A 20,764-nucleotide genomic window follows, 5' to 3' on the forward strand; every position below is an offset into this window, starting at 1 on the left:
CCAACACCGCTCCAGTCAGCGAGAACAGACGAAAAGTCCTGGTCAGCATCGACCGACCGGGACATTTCCGACATAACGACCGGCTTTTCGGCCAAGAATCCGTCATCCGTCCGGAACCGCGAGATCCACGCAGTTACCCAGCGTCTTCCTGCGATGCACCGATCGCACACGCCCGAGGTCCGCGGGTGCCCGTCAGGCCCCGGCCGAAGACACCGCCTCGCGCACCTCGTCGGCGAACTGCTGCGCCGCCGCACGCAGAGCCGCGGTGTCCGGGCCGTGCTTCAGCACACCGCGGCTGACGCTCGGCAGAACGTTGCCGACGGCGGAGCCGAAGACTCCGGGCAGATCCGCGGGGGTCGCCCCCTGCGCGCCGATGCCGGGGGCCAGCAGGGGTCCGTTGATGTCGAGGTTCACTCCGGCGTCGCCGAGGGTCGCGCCGACGACCGCGCCGACCGAGCCGAGGGGGTGGGCACCCTCGTTCTCGGCTGCCATGTGGTCGAGCATCAGCTGGGCGAGCGACGCTCCGTTCGCCGCCGTCGACCGCTGCACCTCGGCGCCCTCCGGATTGGAGGTGAGGGCGAGCACGAAGACGCCGCTGCCGCTCAGCACGGCCTGGTCCAGAGCGGGACGCAGCGAGCCGTAGCCGAGGTACGGGGAGACGGTGACCGCGTCCGAGAAGAGCGGGGAGTCCTTGCGCAGGAAGGTCTCGGCGTAGGCACCCATGGTCGAGCCGATGTCGCCGCGCTTGGCGTCCATGAGCACCAGGGCGCCGGCCGCACGCGCCTCCTCGACGGCCTTCTCCAGAACGGCGATGCCCCGCGAGCCGAAGCGCTCGAAGAACGCGGACTGCGGCTTGAGCACGGCGACCCGGTCGGCGAGCGCCTCGACCGTGGTGCGGGTGAACCGCTCGAGACCGTTGACGTCGTCGTTCAGTCCCCACGCGGTCAGCAGCGAGGCATGCGGGTCGATCCCGACGCACAGCGGGCCGCGGGTGTCCATGGCGTGACGCAGGCGGGTACCGAAGGGCTCCTGGGGGCTCATGCGGTGGTGGCCTTTCGAGTCTCGGCGCCGACTGCTTCGGCGAGGGTGGCGTACGGGCTCGCCGCCAGACGCGCGGCGAGACCCTTGTGGATGGCGCGGGCGTAGAACGGGCCCTCGTAGATGAAGGCGCTGTAGCCCTGGACGAGGGTGGCGCCGGCGAGGATCCGCTGCCAGGCGTCCTCCGCGTTCTCGATGCCCCCGACGCCGACAAGCGTGATGCGGTCGCCCACGCGGGCGTACAGCCGGCGCAGCACCTCCAGGGAGCGCGCCTTGACCGGGGCGCCGGACAGTCCGCCGGTCTCCTTCACCAGTTCGGGCGAGGACTTCAGGCCGAGGCCCTCGCGGGCGATGGTGGTGTTCGTGGCGATGATGCCGTCGAGACCGAGCTCCACGGCAAGGTCGGCCACGGCGTCGACGTCCTCGTCCGCCAGATCGGGGGCGATCTTGACGAGCAGGGGGACGCGCCGGTCGGTGACGGTACGGTCGGCGGCCTCGCGCACGGCGGTGAGCAGCGGGCGCAGCGACTCGGTGGCCTGGAGGTTGCGCAGGCCGGGGGTGTTGGGCGAGGAGACGTTGACGACGAGGTAGTCGGCGTGGGCGGCGAGGCGTTCGGTGGACGTCACGTAGTCGCCGACGGCTTCCGCCTCCGGGACGACCTTGGTCTTGCCGATGTTGACGCCGACGGTGGTCCGGAAGACGGCCGTGCGGGCGGCCAGCCGGGCCGCCACGGCCGCCGAGCCCTCGTTGTTGAAGCCCATGCGGTTGATCAGCGCGCGGTCCGGCACGAGGCGGAAGAGGCGCTTCTTGGGGTTGCCGGGCTGGGGCTCGGCGGTGACCGTACCGATCTCGACATGGTCGAAACCGAGCATCGCCATGCCGTCGATCGCGACGGCGTTCTTGTCGAAGCCTGCCGCGAGGCCGAACGGGCCGTGCATGCGCAGTCCGAGGGCCTCGGTACGCAGCGCCTTGAAGCGCGGGGCGAGCGCGGCGGCGACGAAGGTGCGCAGCACCGGGATACGGACCGCGAGCCGGATCCAGCGGAAGGCCAGGTGGTGGGCCGTCTCGGCGTCCATCCGCTTGAAGACCAGGTTGAAGAAGAATGTGTACATCGTGTGTGTCCTCGTATGCCTCATGAAGAGGGGGACACCGGTTCGGTGTCCCCCTCAGTGGGCTGCTAGTCCTCGCGGGCCGCGATCAGGTGTTCCGCGTGTTCCTGGAGCGAGCGGACGCCCACGTCACCGTGGTTCAGCGCGTCGATGCCCTGGACGGCCGCGGCAAGTGCCTGGACCGTGGTGAGGCACGGCACGGAGCGGGCCACCGCCGCCGTACGGATGTCGTAGCCGTCGAGGCGGCCGCCGGTGCCGTACGGGGTGTTGACGATGAGGTCGACGTCCCCGTCGTGGATCAGCTGGACGATGGTCTTCTCGCCGTTCGGGCCCTCGCCCTCGGACTGCTTGCGCACGATGGTCGCGTTGATGCCGTTGCGCTTGAGCACCTCGGCCGTGCCGGAGGTGGCGAGCAGTTCGAAGCCGTGGGCGACCAGCTCGCGGGCCGGGAAGATCATCGAGCGCTTGTCGCGGTTGGCGACGGAGATGAACGCGCGGCCCTTGGTGGGCAGCGGTCCGTAGGCACCCGCCTGCGACTTGGCGTACGCCGTGCCGAAGACCGAGTCGATGCCCATGACCTCGCCGGTGGAGCGCATCTCCGGGCCGAGGACGGTGTCCACGCCGCGGCCGTGGATGTCGCGGAAGCGCGACCACGGCATGACCGCCTCCTTGACGGAGATCGGCGCGTCCATGGGGAGCGTGCCGCCGTCGCCGTTCCTGGGCAGCAGGCCCTCCTCGCGCAGCTCGGCGATGGTCGTGCCGAGCGAGATGCGGGCGGCGGCCTTCGCGAGCGGGACCGCGGTCGCCTTCGAGGTGAAGGGGACGGTGCGGGAGGCGCGGGGGTTGGCCTCCAGGACGTAGAGGATGTCACCGGCCATGGCGAACTGGATGTTGATCAGTCCGCGGACGCCGACGCCCTTGGCAATGGCCTCGGTGGAGGCGCGCAGCCGCTTGATGTCGAAGCCGCCGAGGGTGATCGGGGGCAGGGCGCAGGCGGAGTCGCCGGAGTGGATACCGGCCTCCTCGATGTGCTCCATGACGCCGCCGAGGTAGAGCTCGGTGCCGTCGTAGAGGGCGTCGACGTCGATCTCGATGGCGTCGTCGAGGAAGCGGTCGACCAGCACCGGGCGGGTCGGGGAGATCTCGGTGGACTCGGCGATGTACGCCTCCAGGCGCGCCTCGTCGTAGACGATCTCCATGCCGCGGCCGCCGAGCACGTACGAGGGTCGTACGAGGACGGGGTAGCCGATCTCGTCCGCGATGGCCTTCGCGCCGGCGAAGGTGGTGGCGGTGCCGTGCTTGGGCGCGGGCAGTCCGGCCTCGGCGAGGACCTGGCCGAAGGCGCCGCGGTCCTCGGCGGCGTGGATGGCCTCGGGCGGGGTGCCGACGACCGGCACGCCGTTGTCCTTGAGCGCCTGGGCAAGACCGAGCGGGGTCTGGCCGCCGAGCTGGACGACGACTCCGGCGATCGGGCCGGCGAGAGACTCCGCGTGAACGATCTCCAGTACGTCCTCCAGGGTGAGCGGCTCGAAGTAGAGCCGGTCGGAGGTGTCGTAGTCGGTGGAGACGGTCTCGGGGTTGCAGTTGACCATCACGGTCTCGTACCCGGCGTCGTGCAGCGCGAAGGACGCGTGGACGCAGGAGTAGTCGAACTCGATGCCCTGGCCGATGCGGTTCGGTCCCGAGCCGAGGATGATCACGGCGGGCTTGGTGCGCGGGGCGACCTCGGACTCCTCGTCGTAGGACGAGTAGAAGTACGGGGTCCTGGCGGCGAACTCGGCGGCACAGGTGTCGACCGTCTTGTAGACCGGACGGATGCCCAGCGCGTGCCGGACCTCGCGGACGACGTCCTCGCGCAGGCCGCGGATGGCGGCGATCTGGGCGTCGGAGAAGCCGTGACGCTTGGCCTCGGAGAGCAGCTCCGGGTAGAGCTTGTCGGCCGCGGCGAGCTCATCGGCGTGCTCCTTGATCAGGAACAGCTGGTCGACGAACCACGGGTCGATCTTCGTGGCCTCGAAGACCTCCTCGGGCGTGGCGCCCGCGCGGATGGCCTCCATGACGGAGTTGATCCGGCCGTCGGTGGGGCGCACAGCCTCCTGGAGCAGCTCGTCCTTGTCGCCGACGGGGCCGGTGAAGGAGAACTGCGAGCCCTTCTTCTCCAGCGAGCGCAGGGCCTTCTGCAGGGCCTCGGTGAAGTTGCGGCCGATGGCCATCGCCTCGCCGACCGACTTCATGGTCGTGGTGAGGGTGGCATCGGCGGACGGGAACTTCTCGAAGGCGAAGCGCGGGGCCTTGACGACGACGTAGTCGAGGGTCGGCTCGAAGGAGGCCGGGGTCTTCTCGGTGATGTCGTTCGGGATCTCGTCCAGCGTGTAGCCGACGGCGAGCTTCGCGGCGATCTTGGCGATCGGGAAGCCGGTGGCCTTGGACGCGAGCGCCGAGGAGCGGGAGACGCGCGGGTTCATCTCGATGACGATGATCCGGCCGTCGTCGGGGTCGACCGCGAACTGGATGTTGCAGCCGCCGGTGTCGACGCCGACCTCGCGGATGATCGCGATGCCGATGTCGCGCAGCCGCTGGTACTCGCGGTCGGTCAGCGTCATCGCCGGGGCGACCGTGATCGAGTCGCCGGTGTGCACGCCCATGGGGTCGAAGTTCTCGATGGAGCAGACGACCACGACGTTGTCGTGCTTGTCGCGCATGAGCTCCAGCTCGTACTCCTTCCAGCCGAGGATGGACTCCTCCAGGAGCACCTCGGTGGTCGGGGAGAGCGTCAGGCCCTGGCCGGCGATGCGGCGCAGCTCGTCCTCGTCGTGGGCGAAGCCCGAGCCGGCGCCGCCCATGGTGAACGAGGGCCGGACGACGACCGGGTAGCCGCCGAGCGTCTCGACGCCCTTGAGGACGTCGTCCATGGAGTGGCAGATGACCGAGCGGGCGGACTCGCCGTGACCGATCTTGGCGTTGACGGCGTCGACGACGCCCTTGAACAGGTCGCGGTCCTCGCCCTTGTTGATCGCCTCGACGTTGGCGCCGATCAGCTCGACGCCGTACTTCTCCAGCACACCCTGCTCGTGCATGGAGATGGCCGTGTTGAGCGCCGTCTGGCCGCCGAGGGTGGGCAGCAGGGCGTCGGGGCGCTCCTTGGCGATGATCTTCTCGACGAACTCCGGGGTGATCGGCTCGACGTACGTGGCGTCGGCGATCTCCGGGTCGGTCATGATCGTGGCCGGGTTGGAGTTGACCAGGATGACGCGCAGGCCCTCGGACTTGAGGACGCGGCAGGCCTGGGTGCCGGAGTAGTCGAACTCGGCGGCCTGGCCGATGACGATCGGGCCGGAGCCGATGACCAGGACGGACTGGATATCGGTGCGCTTAGGCACGCTCGGCCTCCATCAGGGATACGAAGCGGTCGAAGAGGTACGCGGCGTCGTGCGGGCCGGCGGCCGCCTCGGGGTGGTACTGGACGCTGAAGGCCGGCTGGTCGAGCAGCTGGAGGCCCTCCACCACGTTGTCGTTGAGGCAGACGTGGGAGACCTCGGCGCGGCCGTAGGGGGTCTCGGAGACCTTGTCGAGGGGGGCCTCGACGGCGAATCCGTGGTTGTGCGCGGTGACCTCGACCTTGCCGGTCGTGCGGTCCTGCACGGGCTGGTTGATGCCGCGGTGGCCGTACTTCAGCTTGTAGGTGCCGAAGCCGAGCGCGCGGCCGAGCAGCTGGTTGCCGAAGCAGATGCCGAACAGCGGGGTCCGGCGCTCCAGGACCGCCTTGATGACGGTCAGGTCGGCGGTGGCGGGGTCGCCGGGGCCGTTGGAGAGGAAGACGCCGTCAGGGTTCACGGCGTAGACCTGCTCAGCGGTGGCGGTGGCGGGCAGGACGTGCACCTCGATGCCGCGCTCGGCCATGCGGTGCGGCGTCATGCCCTTGATGCCGAGGTCGAGGGCGGCGACGGTGAACTTCTTCTCACCGATGGCGGGGACGACGTACGTCTCGGTGGTGGCGACCTCGGCGGAGAGGTCGGCGCCCTTCATCTCGGGAGCCTCGAGCACCCGGGCGAGCAGCGTCGCGTCGTCGCCCAGTGCCTCGCCGGAGAAGATGCCGACGCGCATGGCGCCACGCTCGCGCAGGTGGCGGGTGAGCGCGCGGGTGTCGATGCCGGAGATTCCGACGACGCCCTGGGTCTCCAGTTCGTCGTCGAGGGAGCGGCGGGAGCGCCAGTTGGACGGGATCCGGGCGGGGTCCCGGACGACGTATCCGGCGACCCAGATCCGCTTCGACTCGTCGTCCTCGTCGTTGACGCCCGTGTTGCCCACGTGCGGGGCGGTCATCACGACGACCTGGCGGTGGTACGAGGGATCCGTGAGGGTCTCCTGGTAGCCCGTCATGCCGGTGTTGAACACCGCCTCGCCGAAGGTCTCCCCCACGGCCCCGTAGGCACGGCCGCGGAAGATGCGGCCGTCCTCCAGGACGAGTACGGCGGGAGCTTTGGCCGCTCCCCGGGTGGAGATCGTCATCGTGCGGTGCCTTCCGTTGTCTTGATCATGTCGTTCAGGGTGTCGACCCAGGTGCTCTGCTCGGCCGCGTGGTCGGAGCGGAAACCGGAGTCGATCAGCTTGTCGCCGTGCGCCCAGGTGACGATCAGCAGACCGCCCTCCGCGAGGACCTTGCCGGCGATGCCCTTGTCGAGCCGGGCCTCGCGCAGAGCCTCGACCGGTACGAAGAAGTCCTGCGCACCGGGCCGCACCACGCCGAGTCCCGCGTCCGTGAGCGTGACTTCGGCGCGACTGCGCACGCCCAGCCCGTGGGCGACGATCCGGTCGAGCCACTGCCCGGCGGTCGTGGAGCCGTGGTAGCGGCCGCTCATCGTCAGTTTCGCCTCGCTGGGCGCTTCGGGCATTCCAGGCAGCTCGGGCAGGTCCGACTGCAGGCTGCCGCGCCACTTCCAGCCCTGGCGCATCAGCCAGTAGACGAAGGCGATGAAGAGCAGGAGGCCGACGACCCAGCCGATGCGCGCGGCCCAGTCGGTCACCTCCGCCGACTTCTGCTCGGCGGCCAGTTCCATCAGTGCAGGTGTCACGCCAGCTTCCCGTCCACGACCGTTGCCCGGCCCCGCAGGAAGGTGTGGGTGATGCGTCCCGGCAGCGAACGGCCCTCGTAGGGGGTGTTGCGGCTGCGGGAGGCGAAGCCCGCGGGGTCCACCGGACCACGGTATGCCGGATCGACCAGGGTGAGGTTCGCGGGCTCACCAGCCGAGACGGGCCGGCCGTGGCCCGTGGCCTGCCCGATCCGCGCCGGCGTGAAGGACATCCGGTCGGCGACTCCGGCCCAGGTGAGGAGCCCCGTCTCGACCATCGTCTCCTGCACGACGGACAGCGCCGTCTCCAGGCCCACCATGCCCATGGCGGCCGCGGCCCACTCGCAGTCCTTGTCCTCGTGCGGGTGCGGGGCGTGGTCGGTGGCGACGATGTCGATGGTGCCGTCGGCGAGGGCCTCGCGCAGGGCCATGACGTCGCGCTCGGTGCGCAGCGGCGGGTTGACCTTGTAGACCGGGTTGTACGAGCGGACCAGCTCGTCGGTCAGCAGCAGGTGGTGCGGGGTGACCTCGGCCGTGACGTCGATGCCGCGGGACTTGGCCCAGCGGACGATCTCGACGGATCCGGCGGTGGAGAGGTGGCAGATGTGCACGCGGGAGCCGACGTGCTCGGCGAGCAGCACATCGCGGGCGATGATCGACTCCTCGGCGACGGCCGGCCAGCCGCCGAGCCCGAGCTCGGCGGAGACGATGCCCTCGTTCATCTGGGCGCCCTCGGTCAGCCGCGGCTCCTGCGCGTGCTGGGCGACGACACCGCCGAAGGCCTTCACGTACTCCAGCGCCCGGCGCATGATCACGGCGTCGTCGACGCACTTGCCGTCGTCGGAGAACACCGTGACACCGGCCGCGGACTCGTGCATGGCGCCGAGTTCGGCGAGCTTCTTGCCCTCGAGTCCCACGGTGACGGCGCCGATGGGCTGCACGTCGCAGTAACCGGACTCCTTGCCCAGCCGGTAGACCTGCTCGACGACACCTGCGGTGTCGGCGACAGGGAAGGTGTTGGCCATCGCGAACACGGCGGTGTAGCCGCCGCTCGCTGCGGCGCGGGTGCCGGTGAGGACGGTCTCGGAATCCTCGCGGCCGGGCTCGCGGAGGTGGGTGTGCAGGTCGACGAGGCCGGGCAGGAGGATCCGGCCCTCGGCCTCGATCACCTGGGCGCCCTCCGCCGGCAGACCGTTCCCGACGGCCTCGATGTTTCCGCCGTCGATCAGGACGTCCTGCGCGTCGCCCCCGAGCACCTTCGCACCACGGATCAGGATCTTGCTCATGGGTCTTACTTCTCCTCGGTACGGGGGTTGGGGGCGTCGGATTCGTTGCCGCCGAGCAGCAGGTAGAGCACGGCCATGCGGATCGAGACGCCGTTGGCCACCTGCTCGATGACCGTGCAGCGGTCGGAGTCGGCGACCTCGGCGGTGATCTCCATGCCGCGGACCATCGGCCCGGGGTGCATCACGATGGCGTGCTCCGGCATCCTGGCCATCCGCTCGCCGTCCAGGCCGTAGCGCCGCGAGTACTCGCGCTCGGTCGGGAAGAACGCGGCGTTCATCCGCTCGCGCTGGACGCGCAGCATCATCACGGCGTCGGACTTGGTCAGCGTCGAGTCCAGGTCGTACGAGACCTCGCAGGGCCAGGTCTCGACACCGACGGGCACCAGCGTGGGCGGTGCGACGAGGGTGACCTCGGCGCCGAGGGTGTGCAGCAGGTCGACATTGGACCGGGCGACGCGGCTGTGCAGGATGTCGCCGACGACGGTGATCCGCCGGCCTGCCAGGTCCTGGCCGATCCCGGCGTCCTTGCCGACGAGGCGGCGGCGCATGGTGAAGGCGTCGAGCAGGGCCTGGGTGGGGTGCTGGTGGGTGCCGTCGCCGGCGTTGATGACGGGGGCGTCGATCCAGCCGGAATTGGCGAGGCGGTAAGGGGCGCCGGAGGCTCCGTGCCGGATGACGACGGCGTCGACGCCCATCGCCTCCAGGGTCTGGGCGGTGTCCTTGAGGGACTCGCCCTTGGAGACGCTGGAGCCCTTGGCGGCGAAGTTGATGACGTCGGCGGACAGGCGCTTCTCGGCGGCCTCGAAGGAGATCCGGGTGCGGGTCGAGTCCTCGAAGAAGAGGTTGCAGACCGTGCGGCCGCGCAGGGTCGGAAGCTTCTTGATCGGCCGGTCGGCGACCCGGGCCATTTCCTCGGCGGTGTCGAGGATCAGGACGGCTTCGTCGCGGGTGAGGTCGGCGGCCGAGATGAGGTGGCGCATCATCTGGGTGTTTTCTCCAGGTCTGTGGAGGATCGTGAGACATGCGGGCGCGCGGCAGGGCATGCCGTACGAGGGGTGGACGTACGGGGTGTGCTACCGCTCGCCGACCGGGGCGGTCTCCCGCACGCCGAGCAGCACGGTGTCGCGACCGTCCTCCTCGGCGAGCTGGACCTTGACCGTCTCGCGCAGCGACGTGGGGAGGTTCTTGCCGACGTAGTCGGCGCGGATGGGCAGCTCGCGGTGGCCGCGATCGACGAGGACGGCGAGCTGAACGGCCCGGGGACGACCGATGTCGCCGAGGGCGTCGAGAGCGGCGCGGATGGTGCGGCCGGAGAAGAGCACATCGTCGACGAGCACGACCAGGCGGCCGTCGATGCCGTCCCCGGGGATTTCCGTACGGGCCAGCGCGCGGGCGGGCTTCAGGCGCAGGTCGTCGCGGTACATCGTGATGTCCAGCGAGCCGACCGGGATCTTCCGGCCGGTGATGCCTTCGAGCTTGTCGGCGAGCCGCCGGGCGAGATACACACCGCGGGTCGGGATGCCGAGGAGCACCACGTCGTCGGCGCCCTTGGCGCGTTCGACGATTTCGTGGGCGATGCGGGTGAGTACCCGCGCGATGTCGGGCGCCTCGAGAACGGGGCGGGCGGCATCCGGGTTCTGCTGGGTGTCCATAAGAAACGGACCTCCTTCTCCGCCTCACGGGACGGACCTTAAAGGACGTCGGAATTGCGCCGTCAACGTTACCAGGGCTTGATGGGTGTACTGATCCGGGTCCTCGGCCGTTGGCCGAAACCGGTCCGGACCATTCGGCTTGACTCAGCCAAGTAACGCTGCGTAACCTCACAGTGAGTTACCAGTCGCGCGGCGGAGCCGCACGTTGTCACAGCGTCCGGGGAGCTATATGTCCAGCGAATACGCAAAGCAGCTCGGGGCCAAGCTCCGCGCCATCCGCACCCAGCAGGGGCTCTCCCTCCACGGCGTGGAAGAGAAGTCCCAGGGCCGCTGGAAGGCCGTCGTGGTCGGCTCGTACGAGCGCGGCGATCGTGCCGTGACCGTGCAGCGCCTCGCCGAGCTGGCGGACTTCTACGGCGTCCCGGTGCAGGAGCTGCTCCCGGGCACGACGCCGGGCGGAGCCGCCGAGCCGCCGCCGAAGCTCGTCCTCGACCTGGAGCGCCTGGCCCACGTCCCGCAGGAGAAGGCCGGTCCGCTGCAGCGTTACGCGGCGACGATCCAGTCCCAGCGCGGCGACTACAACGGCAAGGTGCTGTCGATCCGCCAGGACGATCTGCGCACGCTGGCCGTGATCTACGACCAGTCGCCTTCGGTCCTGACCGAGCAGCTGATCAGCTGGGGCGTGCTGGACGCGGACGCGCGGCGCGCGGTGTCACACGAAGAGGCCTGATACTTCTTCTGAATCTGAAAAAACGTCACGTCGGAGGGCGGGCCCGGTGCGCACCGGGCCCGCCCTCCGACGTTTCCGGGCAACCACCAGGCCCGGGGCACACAAACACCAGGCCCGGGGCAGAGGACTCCTGTCCTGTGCCCCGGGCCTGGTGAAGCCGGGTCGTACCCGCGCGCGCTGTCAGTCGCGGCGGAGGCTCGGCTTGAGGTCCTTGAACCGGCCGAGCAGACCGTTCACGAACGAGGGCGACTCGTCGGTGGAGAACTCCTTCGCGAGCTGCACCGCCTCGTCGATGACCACCGCGTCGGGCGTCTCGTCCACCCACACCAGCTCGTACGCGCCGAGCCGGAGGATGTTGCGGTCGACCACGGGCATCCGGTCGAGCGTCCAGCCGACCGCGTACGTGGCGATCAGCTCGTCGATCCGGTCCGCGTGCGCCGCGTACCCCTCGACGAGGTCCATGGTGTACTCGGCGACCGGCGGCTGACGGTCGTCGGTCCGTGCGTGCCTGACCCAGTCCGCGAGGACCGTCTGCACGGACGCCCCGCGCTGGTCGGCCTCGAAGAGGATCTGGAAGGCGCGCTTACGGGCCTTGTTGCGAGCAGCCACGGTTAGCTGTTCACCCGGCCGAGGTAGTCGCCGGAGCGCGTGTCGACCTTGATCTTCTCACCGGTCGTGATGAAGAGCGGGACCTGGATCTCGTAGCCGGTCTCCAGGGTGGCGGGCTTGGAGCCACCGGTGGAGCGGTCGCCCTGCACACCCGGCTCGGTGTGCTGGATGTTGAGCTCGACAGCGGCGGGGAGCTCCACGTAGAGCACCTCGCCCTCGTGCTGCGCGACGCTGGCGGTGAAGCCCTCGATCAGGAAGTTGGCGGCGTCGCCGACAGCCTTGCGGTCGACCATGAGCTGGTCGTACGTCTGCATGTCCATGAAGACGAAGTACTCGCCGTCCATGTACGAGAACTGCATGTCGCGGCGGTCGACGGTGGCCGTTTCGACCTTCACGCCGGCGTTGAACGTCTTGTCGACGACCTTGCCGGAGAGCACGTTCTTGAGCTTGGTGCGCACGAAGGCCGGGCCCTTGCCGGGCTTGACGTGCTGGAACTCGACGACGGACCAGAGCTGGCCTCCGTCGAGCTTGAGCACCATGCCGTTCTTGAGGTCGTTCGTGGAAGCCACGGTTGCGGAATCTCCTGGACTGACGCTGGTGGACGACCCAGTGGCTGCCGGGGCGCGCGCTAGAGCGCGAGCAGCTCCTTGGTCGTGATGGTGAGTAGCTCGGGTCCGCCGTCCGCCTCCTGGCGCACGACGAGCGTGTCATCGATCCGGACGCCGCCCCGGCCCGGGAGGTGGACCCCCGGTTCGACGGTGACCGGCACACAAGCGTCCAGTTTACCCATGGCTGCAGGGGCCAGCTGCGGGTCCTCGCCGATTTCGAGCCCGACACCGTGCCCCGTACGGGCCGCGAGGCCCTCGCCGTGCCCCGCCGCGTCCAGGATCTGCCGGGCCGCATGGTCCACGTCGCGGTACGCCGCACCCGGCACGAGCGCCTCGCGGCCGGCCCGCTGAGCGGCGAAGACGAGCTCGTACAGGTCGATCTGCCAGTCCGCCGGGCTCGTTCCGATCACGAACGTGCGGCCGATCTCGCAGCGGTATCCGCGGTAGTTCGCACCGAGGCACACGGAGAGGAAGTCGCCCTCCTCGACACGGCGGTCGCACGGGCGATGACCCGGACGTCCCGAGTTGGGGCCGGTGGCCACCGAGGTGGGGAAGGCGGGGCCGTCCGCGCCGTGGTCGACCAGCCGGCGTTCCAGCTCCAGGGCGAGATGGCGCTCGGTCCTGCCGACGAGGATCGATTCGAGGAGTTCGCCGAGGGCCTGGTCGGTGATCTCGGCGGCGATGCGCAGACAGGCGATCTCGTCCTCGTCCTTGACGACGCGCTGCTGCTCGACGGCGAGGCCGAGGTCACCGATGCGCAGGCGGGGCGCGACGGACTGCAGCGCCCGGTGCCGGGCGACGGTCAGATGATGCTCCTCGACAGCGAGGGCGTCCGCCCCCGCGGTCCGCGCCACCTCGGCCGCGGCGACAGCCGGATCACCGGCGGATGTGGGCAGCACGGTCAGACGCAACGCGTCGTCGGGCCGTCCGTCGGCCGGGTCGTCGGTGGGCGTGCGGGGGCACAGGAGGGCGTCCTCGTCCGGGCCGAGCAGCAGCACGGCACCGGTCGGCGCGCTGCCCGTGAGGTAGCGGACGTTGGCAGGGCGGGAGACCAGTACGGCCGCGCTGCCGGCGGCCGCGCACCGGTCGCGCAGCCGACCGCGTCGGGCGCCAAACACCTCGGACATTCTCCGAGCGTACGAGCCGGTGGGTCGGTCGGCCCGGTGACACGGCCGAGCGGGGGGCCGGGGCCCGGCCCCGGCTACCAGCTCGGTGGGCTCGCTATCGCGCGCGCCAGGACGTCGTCCAGCACCCGTGCCGTCGTCTCCACGTCGTACTTCGAGTTGTCGATGATCGGCAGGCCCGACCCGTACCACCCAGCCATACGGCCGTGGATGCCCGCGACCTCCTCGTCCGAGAGGCGGCGGTTGCCCGTGCGCTCCGCATTGCGCTCGAGGACGATCTCCAGGCCGGGAAGCAGCACCACCGGCAGCAGGCCGGGGCCGACGTGGCGCTTCCAGCCGCCGAGGCCGACGACCGGGCGGTCGGGGAAGACTGCGTCGTCGAGGATGCACGAGATGCCGTTGGCCAGGAAGTTGCGCGCGGCGAAGCCGCAGGTGCGGCGGGCGAGGCGGTACTGGGCCTCGGAGTGGTCGTTCCAGCCGTCCTGCGGGTCGGCGAAGCCGGAGCAGACCCATTCGCGGACATCGTCGAGACTGATGTGCGCCGTCGGGACCCGGCGGCGCTTGGCCCAGTGGCGTGCCACTGTCGTCTTGCCCGCGCCGGCAGGGCCGATCAGCAGCACCGCCAGCATCGTCGAGCCCGTGCCGTTCTCCGCGAGGGGCGGGGCGGGGATGGGGACCGGCTCGCCGGGCGGCAGTTGGATGTGTCCGGTCGTCTCGCGGGACGGCGGCGCCGGCGGGTGGTGCGGCGCCGGACCCGTCCAGCCGGGGGCCTGCTGTGGCGGCGGCCCCTGGGGCGCCGGGGCAGGTGCGGCCGGAGGCGGCGGCGGGGGCCCTACGGGATGGCCGGGAGCCGGTCCAGGGTGGTGGGCGCTGGGTGTCCATCCGGCCGGGCCGTGCCCGGGGCCGTGGGGAGGCGGCAGCGGAGCCCCCACTGCGTGCTGCATCCGGTGCCACTCCGTCTCGTGCGACTGACGCTGATCGGGCGGCCGTCGGCCCCCCGCTACCGAACGGTACCCTCCGCGGGCCGCTCGGATGTGCGACCGCCTTCGGTCGCTGTCGTCACAACGGCCGAAGGCGGCGGAAAGTGCCCCACGGGGCAAGCCGGGCAAGCCCGTTCGAAGGCGGCCCGCGGGTGCGTCAGGAGTCGAGCTCCTCGGCGAGAGCGCGCAGCGCCAGCCGGTAGGAGCCGATGCCGAAGCCCGCGATGGTGCCACTGGCGACGGCGGCGACCACCGAGGTGTGCCGGAACGCCTCGCGGGTGTACGGGTTGGAGATGTGCACCTCGATCAGCGGCGCGGTCCGCTGGGCCGCCGCGTCCCGCATGCCGTACGAGTAGTGCGTGAACGCCCCTGGGTTGAGAACGACCGGAATCGATCCGTCGGCGGCCTCGTGGAGCCAGCGGATCATCTCCCCCTCGTCGTTGGTCTCGCGCACCTCGACGTCGAGGCCGAGGTCCTTGCCGAGCGCCTGGCAGGTCTCGACGAGCCCCGCGTAGGACGTGGCGCCGTACACGTCGGGCTCGCGGGAGCCGAGACGGCCGAGGTTGGGGCCGTTGAGCACCAGCGTCCGGCGGCTCATGCGGAGACCTCTCCGTACGCGGCGAGCAGGACGGCCGGGTCGGGGCCCTCCAGGACGGTCGGCTTGCCGAGGCCGTCGAGGACGATGAAGCGCAGCAGATTGCCGCGGGACTTCTTGTCGACCTTCATGGTCTCCAGAAGCTTGGGCCACTGGTCGCCGCGGTAGGTGAGGGGCAGTCCGACGGACTCCAGGACGGCGCGGTGCCGGTCGGCAGTGGCGTCGTCCAACCGTCCGGCGAGACGTCCGAGTTCGGCGGCGAAGACCATGCCGACCGAGACGGCCGCGCCGTGCCGCCACTTGTAGCGCTCGTTCTTCTCGATGGCGTGCGCGAGAGTGTGCCCGTAGTTGAGGATTTCGCGCAGGCCGGACTCCTTGAGGTCGCTGGAGACGACGTCGGCCTTGACCTGGATGGAACGGACGATCAGCTCGGCGGTGTGCGGTCCGGCGGGGGTGCGCGCGCCCTCGGGGTCGGCCTCGACGAGGTCGAGGATGACCGGGTCGGCGATGAAGCCGGCCTTGATGATCTCGGCCATGCCGCTGACGTAGTCGTTGACGGGCAGCGAGTCCAGCGCGGCCAGGTCGCAGATCACTCCGGCCGGGGGGTGGAAGGCGCCGACGAGGTTCTTGCCCTCGGCGGTGTTGATGCCGGTCTTGCCGCCGACTGCCGCGTCCACCATGGCGAGCACGGTGGTCGGGACGGCGATCCAGCGCACGCCGCGCAGCCAGGTGGCCGCGACGAATCCGGCGAGGTCGGTGGTGGAGCCGCCGCCGACGCCGACGATCACGTCGGTGCGGGTGAAGCCGGTCTGGCCGAGCGCCTTCCAGCAGTAGGCGGCGACCTCGGCGGTCTTGGCCTCCTCGGCGTTCGGCACCTGGATGGCCACGGCCTCGTAGCCCTGGTCCGCGAGGTCCGCGCGCAGCGCCTCACCGGTCTCGGCGAGCGCTTCCGGGTGGACGACGGCCACGCGCTGGGTCCTGGCGCCGATCAGCCCGCCCAGTTCGCCGAGCAGTTGCCGGCCGACCAGCACCTCGTACGGCTCGGTGCCGGCCGTGCCGCCGACCTGGATACGCGTCACTGCCTGGTCAGTCACTTCTTCTCCTGCCGGGGGTCCGGGGTCTGTCCCCCGGGAATTACCGTCTTGAGCTCCAACGCGTCGAGTACCGCCTGCGCGACCTCGTCAGGTGTCCGGTCGTCGGTCGCAACGACGGCGCGGGCGACCTCGGTGTAGAGGTGGCGCCTGGCGTCCATCAACTCGCGCCACTGGCGGCGCGGGTTGACGGCGAGCAGCGGGCGGGCCTGGTTGAGGCCGACGCGCCTGACGGCCTCTTCGACGTCCATCGAGAGATAGACGACGGGGAGGCCGCCGAGCAGCACGCGGGTTCCGTCGTCGAGGATCGCGCCGCCGCCGAGGGCCAGGACTCCGGTGTGCTCGGCGACGGCGTCCCGGACGGCCGCCCGCTCCAGCTCCCGGAAGTGCGGCTCGCCCTCGTCCACGAAGATGTCCGAGATCTCCCGCCCCTCGGCGGCGACGATGTCGGCGTCGGTGTCCCGGAAGGTGACGCCCAGCGCGTCGGCGAGCAGCTCACCGACCGTGGACTTGCCCGAGCCCATCGGCCCGACGAGGACGATCAGCGGGCCGCTCACCGGATGTGGAGGTTGTCGAGGTACGACTGCACGTTGCGGCGGGTCTCGGTGACGCTGTCGCCGCCGAACTTCTCCGCGACGGCGTCGGCGAGGACCAGCGCGACCATCGCCTCGGCGACGATGCCCGCGGCAGGCACCGCGCACACGTCGGAGCGCTGGTGGTGGGCGGCGGCGGGTTCGCCGGTCTCGACGTCGATGGTCCGCAGGGCGCGCGGCACGGTGGCGATCGGCTTCATCGCGGCGCGGACGCGCAGCAGTTCACCGGTGGACATACCGCCCTCGGTGCCGCCGGAGCGTCCGGAGGTGCGGCGGATACCGTCGTCGGTGGCGACGATCTCGTCGTGCGCCTTGGAGCCGGGGACGCGGGCGAGGTCGAAGCCGTCGCCGACCTCGACGCCCTTGATGGCCTGGATGCCCATGAGCGCGGCGGCGAGCCGGGCATCGAGCCTGCGGTCCCAGTGCACATGCGAGCCGAGACCGACCGGGACGCCGTAGGCCAGGACCTCGACCACACCACCGAGGGTGTCGCCGTCCTTGTGGGCCTGGTCGATCTCGGCGACCATCGCCTTGCTCGCGTCGGCGTCGAGGCAGCGGACGGGGTCGGCGTCGAGACGCTCCTCGTCGGCGGGGACCGGCACCACGCCGTACGGGGCCTTCGCCGAGGCCAGCTCGACGACGTGGGAGACGATCTCGATCCCGGCGGTCTCCTTCAGGTACGAACGGGCCACCGCGCCGAGCGCGACACGGGCCGCGGTCTCCCGGGCGCTGGCACGCTCCAGGATGGGCCGGGCCTCGTCGAGTGCGTACTTCTGCATACCGGCGAGGTCGGCGTGGCCGGGACGGGGCCGGGTCAGTGGCGCGTTACGGGCCAGCTGGGCGAGCTCGTCGGGGTCGACGGGGTCGGCCGCCATGACCTTTTCCCACTTCGGCCACTCCGTGTTGCCGACCATGACGGCGACCGGGGAGCCCATGGTCAGGCCGTGCCGCACGCCGCCGATGAACGTGACCTCGTCGCGCTCGAACTTCATCCGGGCACCGCGCCCATAGCCGAGGCGCCGCCTCGCGAGGTGGTCCGCCACCATGTCGGTGGTGATCGGCACACCGGCGGGAAGACCCTCCAGCGTCGCCACCAGTGCGGGTCCGTGCGACTCGCCCGCGGTCAGCCAACGCAACCTGCTCAACGGTGCTCCTCATGCTCGCGCCTCGTACTGCGACGGCACGGCCGGGGGGCACCTCCAGCGATGGCTGGGGCGCGCTGCCCTGGCCCGCCTCCCCCGATCCTCCCACGTCCGCGGGCGCCGCCCGGCCACCGGTCCACCAGGCGGACGTCCCTGGACAGCGGTCAGTCGGCGTCGCGGCGCTGCTGGGGAGCGTAGGCGCCGAGGAAGTCGGCGCCGCTGGGCTGCTGCGGCGCGGGCTGCGCGGCCCCTGACCGGGCCGGGGCGTACTGGCCGAGGTGGTCGGCGCCGCTGCCCTGGCTGCCCTGTGGCACGACGACCGGCTGGGGGTTCCTGGCCGCGCGGCGCCGGGCGATCTTCTTCTTGACCGACGACGCCCAGCCGAGGACGACGAGCAGGATGAAGAGGCACAGCAGCGGGATCTGCAGCCACTCGGGGAGGAACGAGACGACGCCCTCGAAGATGTTCTTGGCGATCGACGCCTGCGGCTGACCGGTTTCCATGGCCGGAGTCCCCCTGTGCTGTTGACGTGCTCCTGATCGAACGCGCAGATACTAGCGGGCTTCGAGCGCGCGTTCACCGGCAATTCGCATCGCCCCCAGGGGGGCCGGGGAACGGCCCGTCATCTGCTCGACCTGGAGCACCGCCTGGTGGACCAGAAGATCGAGACCGCCGACCACCGGACCGTTCCTGCCGGCCCACGCGGCGGCCAGGGCGGTGGGCCACGGCTCGTAGAGGACGTCGAAGAGCGTGCCGGGCCGCTCGGGGACCTCGGCCGCGAGCGCGTCCGTGGTGCCCGCCGGGGTGGTGGCGACGACCAGCGGCACGTGCAGGGCCTCGGCGGCCTCTGCCCAGTCGGCGATCCGGACGTCGACTCCGAGCCGCTCGCCCCAGCCGCGCATCTCGTGCGCCCGGGCAGCGCTGCGGACGTACGCGGTGACCGGGCCGGAGCACACCTGGGACAGGGCGGCGAGTGCCGAGGAGGCAGTGGCGCCGGCGCCGAGGACGGCGGCGGTCTCCACCTTGTCCACGCCGCGCTCGCGCAGCGCGGCGATCATGCCGGGGATGTCGGTGTTGTCGCCGAAGCGGCGTCCGTCGTCGGTGAGGACCACCGTGTTGACGGCCTCGACGGAGGCGGCGGTGTCGCTGATGCCGTCGAGGAGCGGGATGATCGCCCGCTTGAGCGGCATCGTCAGCGACAGCCCCGCCCAGGAGTCGTCGAGCCCCTCCACGAAGCCCGGCAGGGCCTCCTCGTCGATCTCGAACCGGTCGTACGACCAGTCGGAGAGGCCGAGCTCGGCGTAGGCGGCGCGGTGGAGCACCGGGGAGAGGGAGTGCGCGATGGGCGAACCGAGCACCGCCGCGCGGCGCGCCCCTGCCCTAGCTGGCATTGAACTTTTCCTTCAGCTTCAGGAAGTCGTCATGCGTCTTGGCGAACTCCGTCTTCTTCACCCCGTCGGTGGCGACGAAGTACATCCAGCCGTCCTTCGTCGGGTTCAGCGCGGCGGCGATCGCTTCGTTGCCGGGGTTGCTGATCGGCCCGGGGGTCAGGCCCCTCTGGGTGTACGTGTTGTACGGGTCCTGGTTGCTGTTGATCTCGTCCTCAGAGATGTCGATCTTGCTCTGACCTTTGAGGTAGTTGAACGCCGAGTCGAACTGCAGCAGCTGGTTCGTCTCCGTGTTGGTGGGCTTGAGCCGGTTGTAGACGACCTCGGACATCCTGCGGAAGTCGTCGTGCGTCTTGCCCTCCTTCTGCACCAGACTGGCGACGGTCAGAAGCTCCCAGGGGTTCTTGAGGCCGAGGCCCTTCGCCTTGTCCTCCAGGCCGGCCTTCTCGTACTCCTGGTTGGCACGGGCGACCATCTTCTTGAGGACTGCCTCGGGGTTGTTCCCCTTCGCCACCGGATAGCTGGCAGGGAAGAGGAAGCCTTCGAGCGGATCCTTGACGTCGGCGTGGTTCTTCGCCCAGGCGGGCAGGCCGAGGCTGTCCGCCTTCTTCTCGGCGACGTCCTTCGTGGTGCCCGCCTTCAGGCCGAGCCGCTTGTCTATGTCCGCGTAGACCTGAACGTTGAGCCTGCCCTCGGCGATGATCAGGTTGTTCCGGCTGGCCGGGCTCAGCATGAGCTCGACCGCGCTCTCACCCGACATCTCGCTCTTCAGGACGTAGATGCCGTCCTGGATCGTGTTGCCCTTCGGGTTCTGCTCCTGCGCGGCGACGAAGGCGTCGACGCTCTTGACGACGCCGTTCTTCTTGAGGATGTTGCCGATCTCGTAGCCGCCGGCGCCCCTGGGGATCTCCACCTGGACGGAGCCGGTGCCACTGCCCGCGAAGTCCTCGACCTCGCCCCGGCTCTGCCAGAACTGGTAGCCGAAGTAGCCGATGCCACCGAAGCCGCCGACGAGGACCGTGGCGACCACCAGGCACGCCAGGCCGTTGCGGCTCTTCTTCTTGCCGCCGCCGTCGCCGCCGCGGCCGCCACCGCGGCGCCCGTCCCGGCGTGCGTCCCGGGGATCGTCGTCGTACTCGTCGTCGTCGCGGCCGTCGTCACCCGTGAAGAAGGGGTGGTTCTCCTCCTGCTGGGCCTCGGCCTCCCAGTCGGTGGCCGGTTCCGGGGCCGGTCGGGGATCCTGTCCGCGCCTGCCCGGGGGCTGCGGCGGCGGATACGCCTCCGGTGTGCCGTAGTAGTCGGCCTCCTGAGGGCTGCCGTAACCGGAGGGATGACCGCCGTACCCGCCCGTCTGGTCCGCGCCGTACGGCATGGCCGCGTGCTGGCCCGTGTCCCAGCCCCCGTCGTACTGCGCCTGCTGCTGGTACTGCTGCTGCGCCTGCGCCTGCTGCTGGTACTGCTGCTGTTGCTGATACTGCTGCTGCGCCTGCTGCTGCTGGTACTGCTGCTGGGCGTACTGCGTCTGCTCGTCGTACTGCTGCTGGTCGTACTGCTGCTGGTACGGGTCCTGCGCGCCGTACTGCTGCTGAGCCTGCGGGTACTGCTGCTGCGGCTGGCCGCCGTACGGAGCTTGGCCGGCCGCAGCCTGCTCGCCTCCCCATCCCTGGTCCCCGTACAAGGGGTCCTCGGGATGCCACGGTTCGGAGCCGGGGCCCCGGCCATACTCAGTCATCGATCCCCTAGGGCTGCC

General features: G+C 70.5%; 20 protein-coding genes. 1 reads left to right on the plus strand and 19 read right to left on the minus strand.

Annotated features, from left to right (window positions below; all coding sequences use genetic code 11):
* Nucleotides 1-192 precede the first annotated feature (192 nt).
* The 8 genes from pyrF to pyrR form a co-directional block, all read right to left on the minus strand.
* Nucleotides 193-1,041 (minus strand): orotidine-5'-phosphate decarboxylase, encoded by an 849-nt coding sequence (gene pyrF, locus AC067Z_RS28130; RefSeq protein WP_478792421.1) that lies wholly within the window; start codon nucleotides 1,039-1,041, stop codon nucleotides 193-195.
* Nucleotides 1,038-2,150: a quinone-dependent dihydroorotate dehydrogenase gene (locus AC067Z_RS28135; RefSeq protein WP_478792422.1), complete on the minus strand. Its 1,113-nt coding sequence runs from the start codon at nucleotides 2,148-2,150 to the stop codon at nucleotides 1,038-1,040. Before AC067Z_RS28135 ends, pyrF begins: the two co-directional genes overlap by 4 nt.
* Nucleotides 2,151-2,215: 65 nt before the next feature.
* Entirely contained in the window at nucleotides 2,216-5,527 is a 3,312-nt protein-coding gene (gene carB / locus AC067Z_RS28140; protein WP_478792423.1) for a carbamoyl-phosphate synthase large subunit, read from the minus strand.
* Complete coding sequence (carA, locus tag AC067Z_RS28145) at nucleotides 5,520-6,656, minus strand: glutamine-hydrolyzing carbamoyl-phosphate synthase small subunit (protein ID WP_478792424.1); 1,137 nt, start codon at nucleotides 6,654-6,656, stop codon at nucleotides 5,520-5,522. Before carA ends, carB begins: the two co-directional genes overlap by 8 nt.
* The gene (locus AC067Z_RS28150; protein ID WP_478792451.1) at nucleotides 6,653-7,204 is read right to left on the minus strand and encodes a PH-like domain-containing protein; all 552 of its coding nucleotides are present in this window, start codon (nucleotides 7,202-7,204) and stop codon (nucleotides 6,653-6,655) included. The genes carA and AC067Z_RS28150 overlap by 4 nt, the downstream gene beginning before the upstream one ends.
* A gap of 11 nt (nucleotides 7,205-7,215) precedes the next feature.
* Complete coding sequence (locus AC067Z_RS28155) at nucleotides 7,216-8,502, minus strand: dihydroorotase (protein ID WP_478792425.1); 1,287 nt, start codon at nucleotides 8,500-8,502, stop codon at nucleotides 7,216-7,218.
* 5 nt (nucleotides 8,503-8,507) lie between these two features.
* Entirely contained in the window at nucleotides 8,508-9,485 is a 978-nt protein-coding gene (locus tag AC067Z_RS28160; RefSeq protein WP_478792426.1) for an aspartate carbamoyltransferase catalytic subunit, read from the minus strand.
* A gap of 90 nt (nucleotides 9,486-9,575) precedes the next feature.
* Nucleotides 9,576-10,154: a bifunctional pyr operon transcriptional regulator/uracil phosphoribosyltransferase PyrR gene (gene pyrR / locus AC067Z_RS28165; protein WP_478792427.1), complete on the minus strand. Its 579-nt coding sequence runs from the start codon at nucleotides 10,152-10,154 to the stop codon at nucleotides 9,576-9,578.
* 229 nt (nucleotides 10,155-10,383) lie between these two features.
* Between pyrR and bldD the strand changes: the two genes are divergently transcribed.
* Nucleotides 10,384-10,884 (plus strand): transcriptional regulator BldD, encoded by a 501-nt coding sequence (bldD, locus tag AC067Z_RS28170; RefSeq protein WP_478792428.1) that lies wholly within the window; start codon nucleotides 10,384-10,386, stop codon nucleotides 10,882-10,884.
* Between the two features lie 180 nt (nucleotides 10,885-11,064).
* Here the strand turns inward: bldD and nusB are convergent, their stop codons facing one another.
* From nusB to mltG, 11 genes are all read right to left on the minus strand, one after another.
* Complete coding sequence (nusB, locus tag AC067Z_RS28175; protein ID WP_478792429.1) at nucleotides 11,065-11,493, minus strand: transcription antitermination factor NusB; 429 nt, start codon at nucleotides 11,491-11,493, stop codon at nucleotides 11,065-11,067.
* A 2-nt stretch (nucleotides 11,494-11,495) separates the two neighbouring features.
* Nucleotides 11,496-12,062 carry an elongation factor P gene (gene efp / locus AC067Z_RS28180; protein WP_478792430.1) on the minus strand — a complete coding sequence of 189 codons (567 nt, stop codon included), beginning with the start codon at nucleotides 12,060-12,062 and terminating at the stop codon, nucleotides 11,496-11,498.
* Nucleotides 12,063-12,121: 59 nt separating this feature from the next.
* A complete protein-coding gene (locus tag AC067Z_RS28185) occupies nucleotides 12,122-13,228 on the minus strand; it encodes an aminopeptidase P family protein (protein WP_478792431.1) in 1,107 nt (368 codons plus the stop codon).
* Between the two features lie 74 nt (nucleotides 13,229-13,302).
* A complete protein-coding gene (locus AC067Z_RS28190; protein ID WP_478792432.1) occupies nucleotides 13,303-14,169 on the minus strand; it encodes a Pro-rich N-terminal domain-containing protein in 867 nt (288 codons plus the stop codon).
* A 193-nt stretch (nucleotides 14,170-14,362) separates the two neighbouring features.
* On the minus strand, nucleotides 14,363-14,803 hold the full coding sequence (gene aroQ / locus AC067Z_RS28195; RefSeq protein ID WP_478792433.1) for a type II 3-dehydroquinate dehydratase: 441 nt from the start codon (nucleotides 14,801-14,803) through the stop codon (nucleotides 14,363-14,365).
* Nucleotides 14,800-15,894, minus strand: coding sequence for a 3-dehydroquinate synthase (aroB, locus tag AC067Z_RS28200; RefSeq protein ID WP_478792434.1), 1,095 nt, complete (start codon nucleotides 15,892-15,894; stop codon nucleotides 14,800-14,802). The genes aroQ and aroB overlap by 4 nt, the downstream gene beginning before the upstream one ends.
* Nucleotides 15,891-16,448, minus strand: coding sequence for a shikimate kinase (locus tag AC067Z_RS28205; RefSeq protein WP_478792435.1), 558 nt, complete (start codon nucleotides 16,446-16,448; stop codon nucleotides 15,891-15,893). Before AC067Z_RS28205 ends, aroB begins: the two co-directional genes overlap by 4 nt.
* On the minus strand, nucleotides 16,445-17,629 hold the full coding sequence (aroC, locus tag AC067Z_RS28210) for a chorismate synthase (RefSeq protein ID WP_478792436.1): 1,185 nt from the start codon (nucleotides 17,627-17,629) through the stop codon (nucleotides 16,445-16,447). The genes AC067Z_RS28205 and aroC overlap by 4 nt, the downstream gene beginning before the upstream one ends.
* A gap of 161 nt (nucleotides 17,630-17,790) precedes the next feature.
* On the minus strand, nucleotides 17,791-18,129 hold the full coding sequence (locus AC067Z_RS28215) for a hypothetical protein (RefSeq protein WP_478792437.1): 339 nt from the start codon (nucleotides 18,127-18,129) through the stop codon (nucleotides 17,791-17,793).
* 51 nt (nucleotides 18,130-18,180) lie between these two features.
* Nucleotides 18,181-19,017, minus strand: a complete 837-nt coding sequence (locus tag AC067Z_RS28220; protein ID WP_478792438.1) for a shikimate dehydrogenase — start codon at nucleotides 19,015-19,017, stop codon at nucleotides 18,181-18,183.
* Complete coding sequence (mltG, locus tag AC067Z_RS28225) at nucleotides 19,007-20,746, minus strand: endolytic transglycosylase MltG (protein WP_478792439.1); 1,740 nt, start codon at nucleotides 20,744-20,746, stop codon at nucleotides 19,007-19,009. The genes AC067Z_RS28220 and mltG overlap by 11 nt, the downstream gene beginning before the upstream one ends.
* Nucleotides 20,747-20,764 lie beyond the last annotated feature (18 nt).

The organism is Streptomyces sp. NPDC043812, assembly GCF_056436245.1.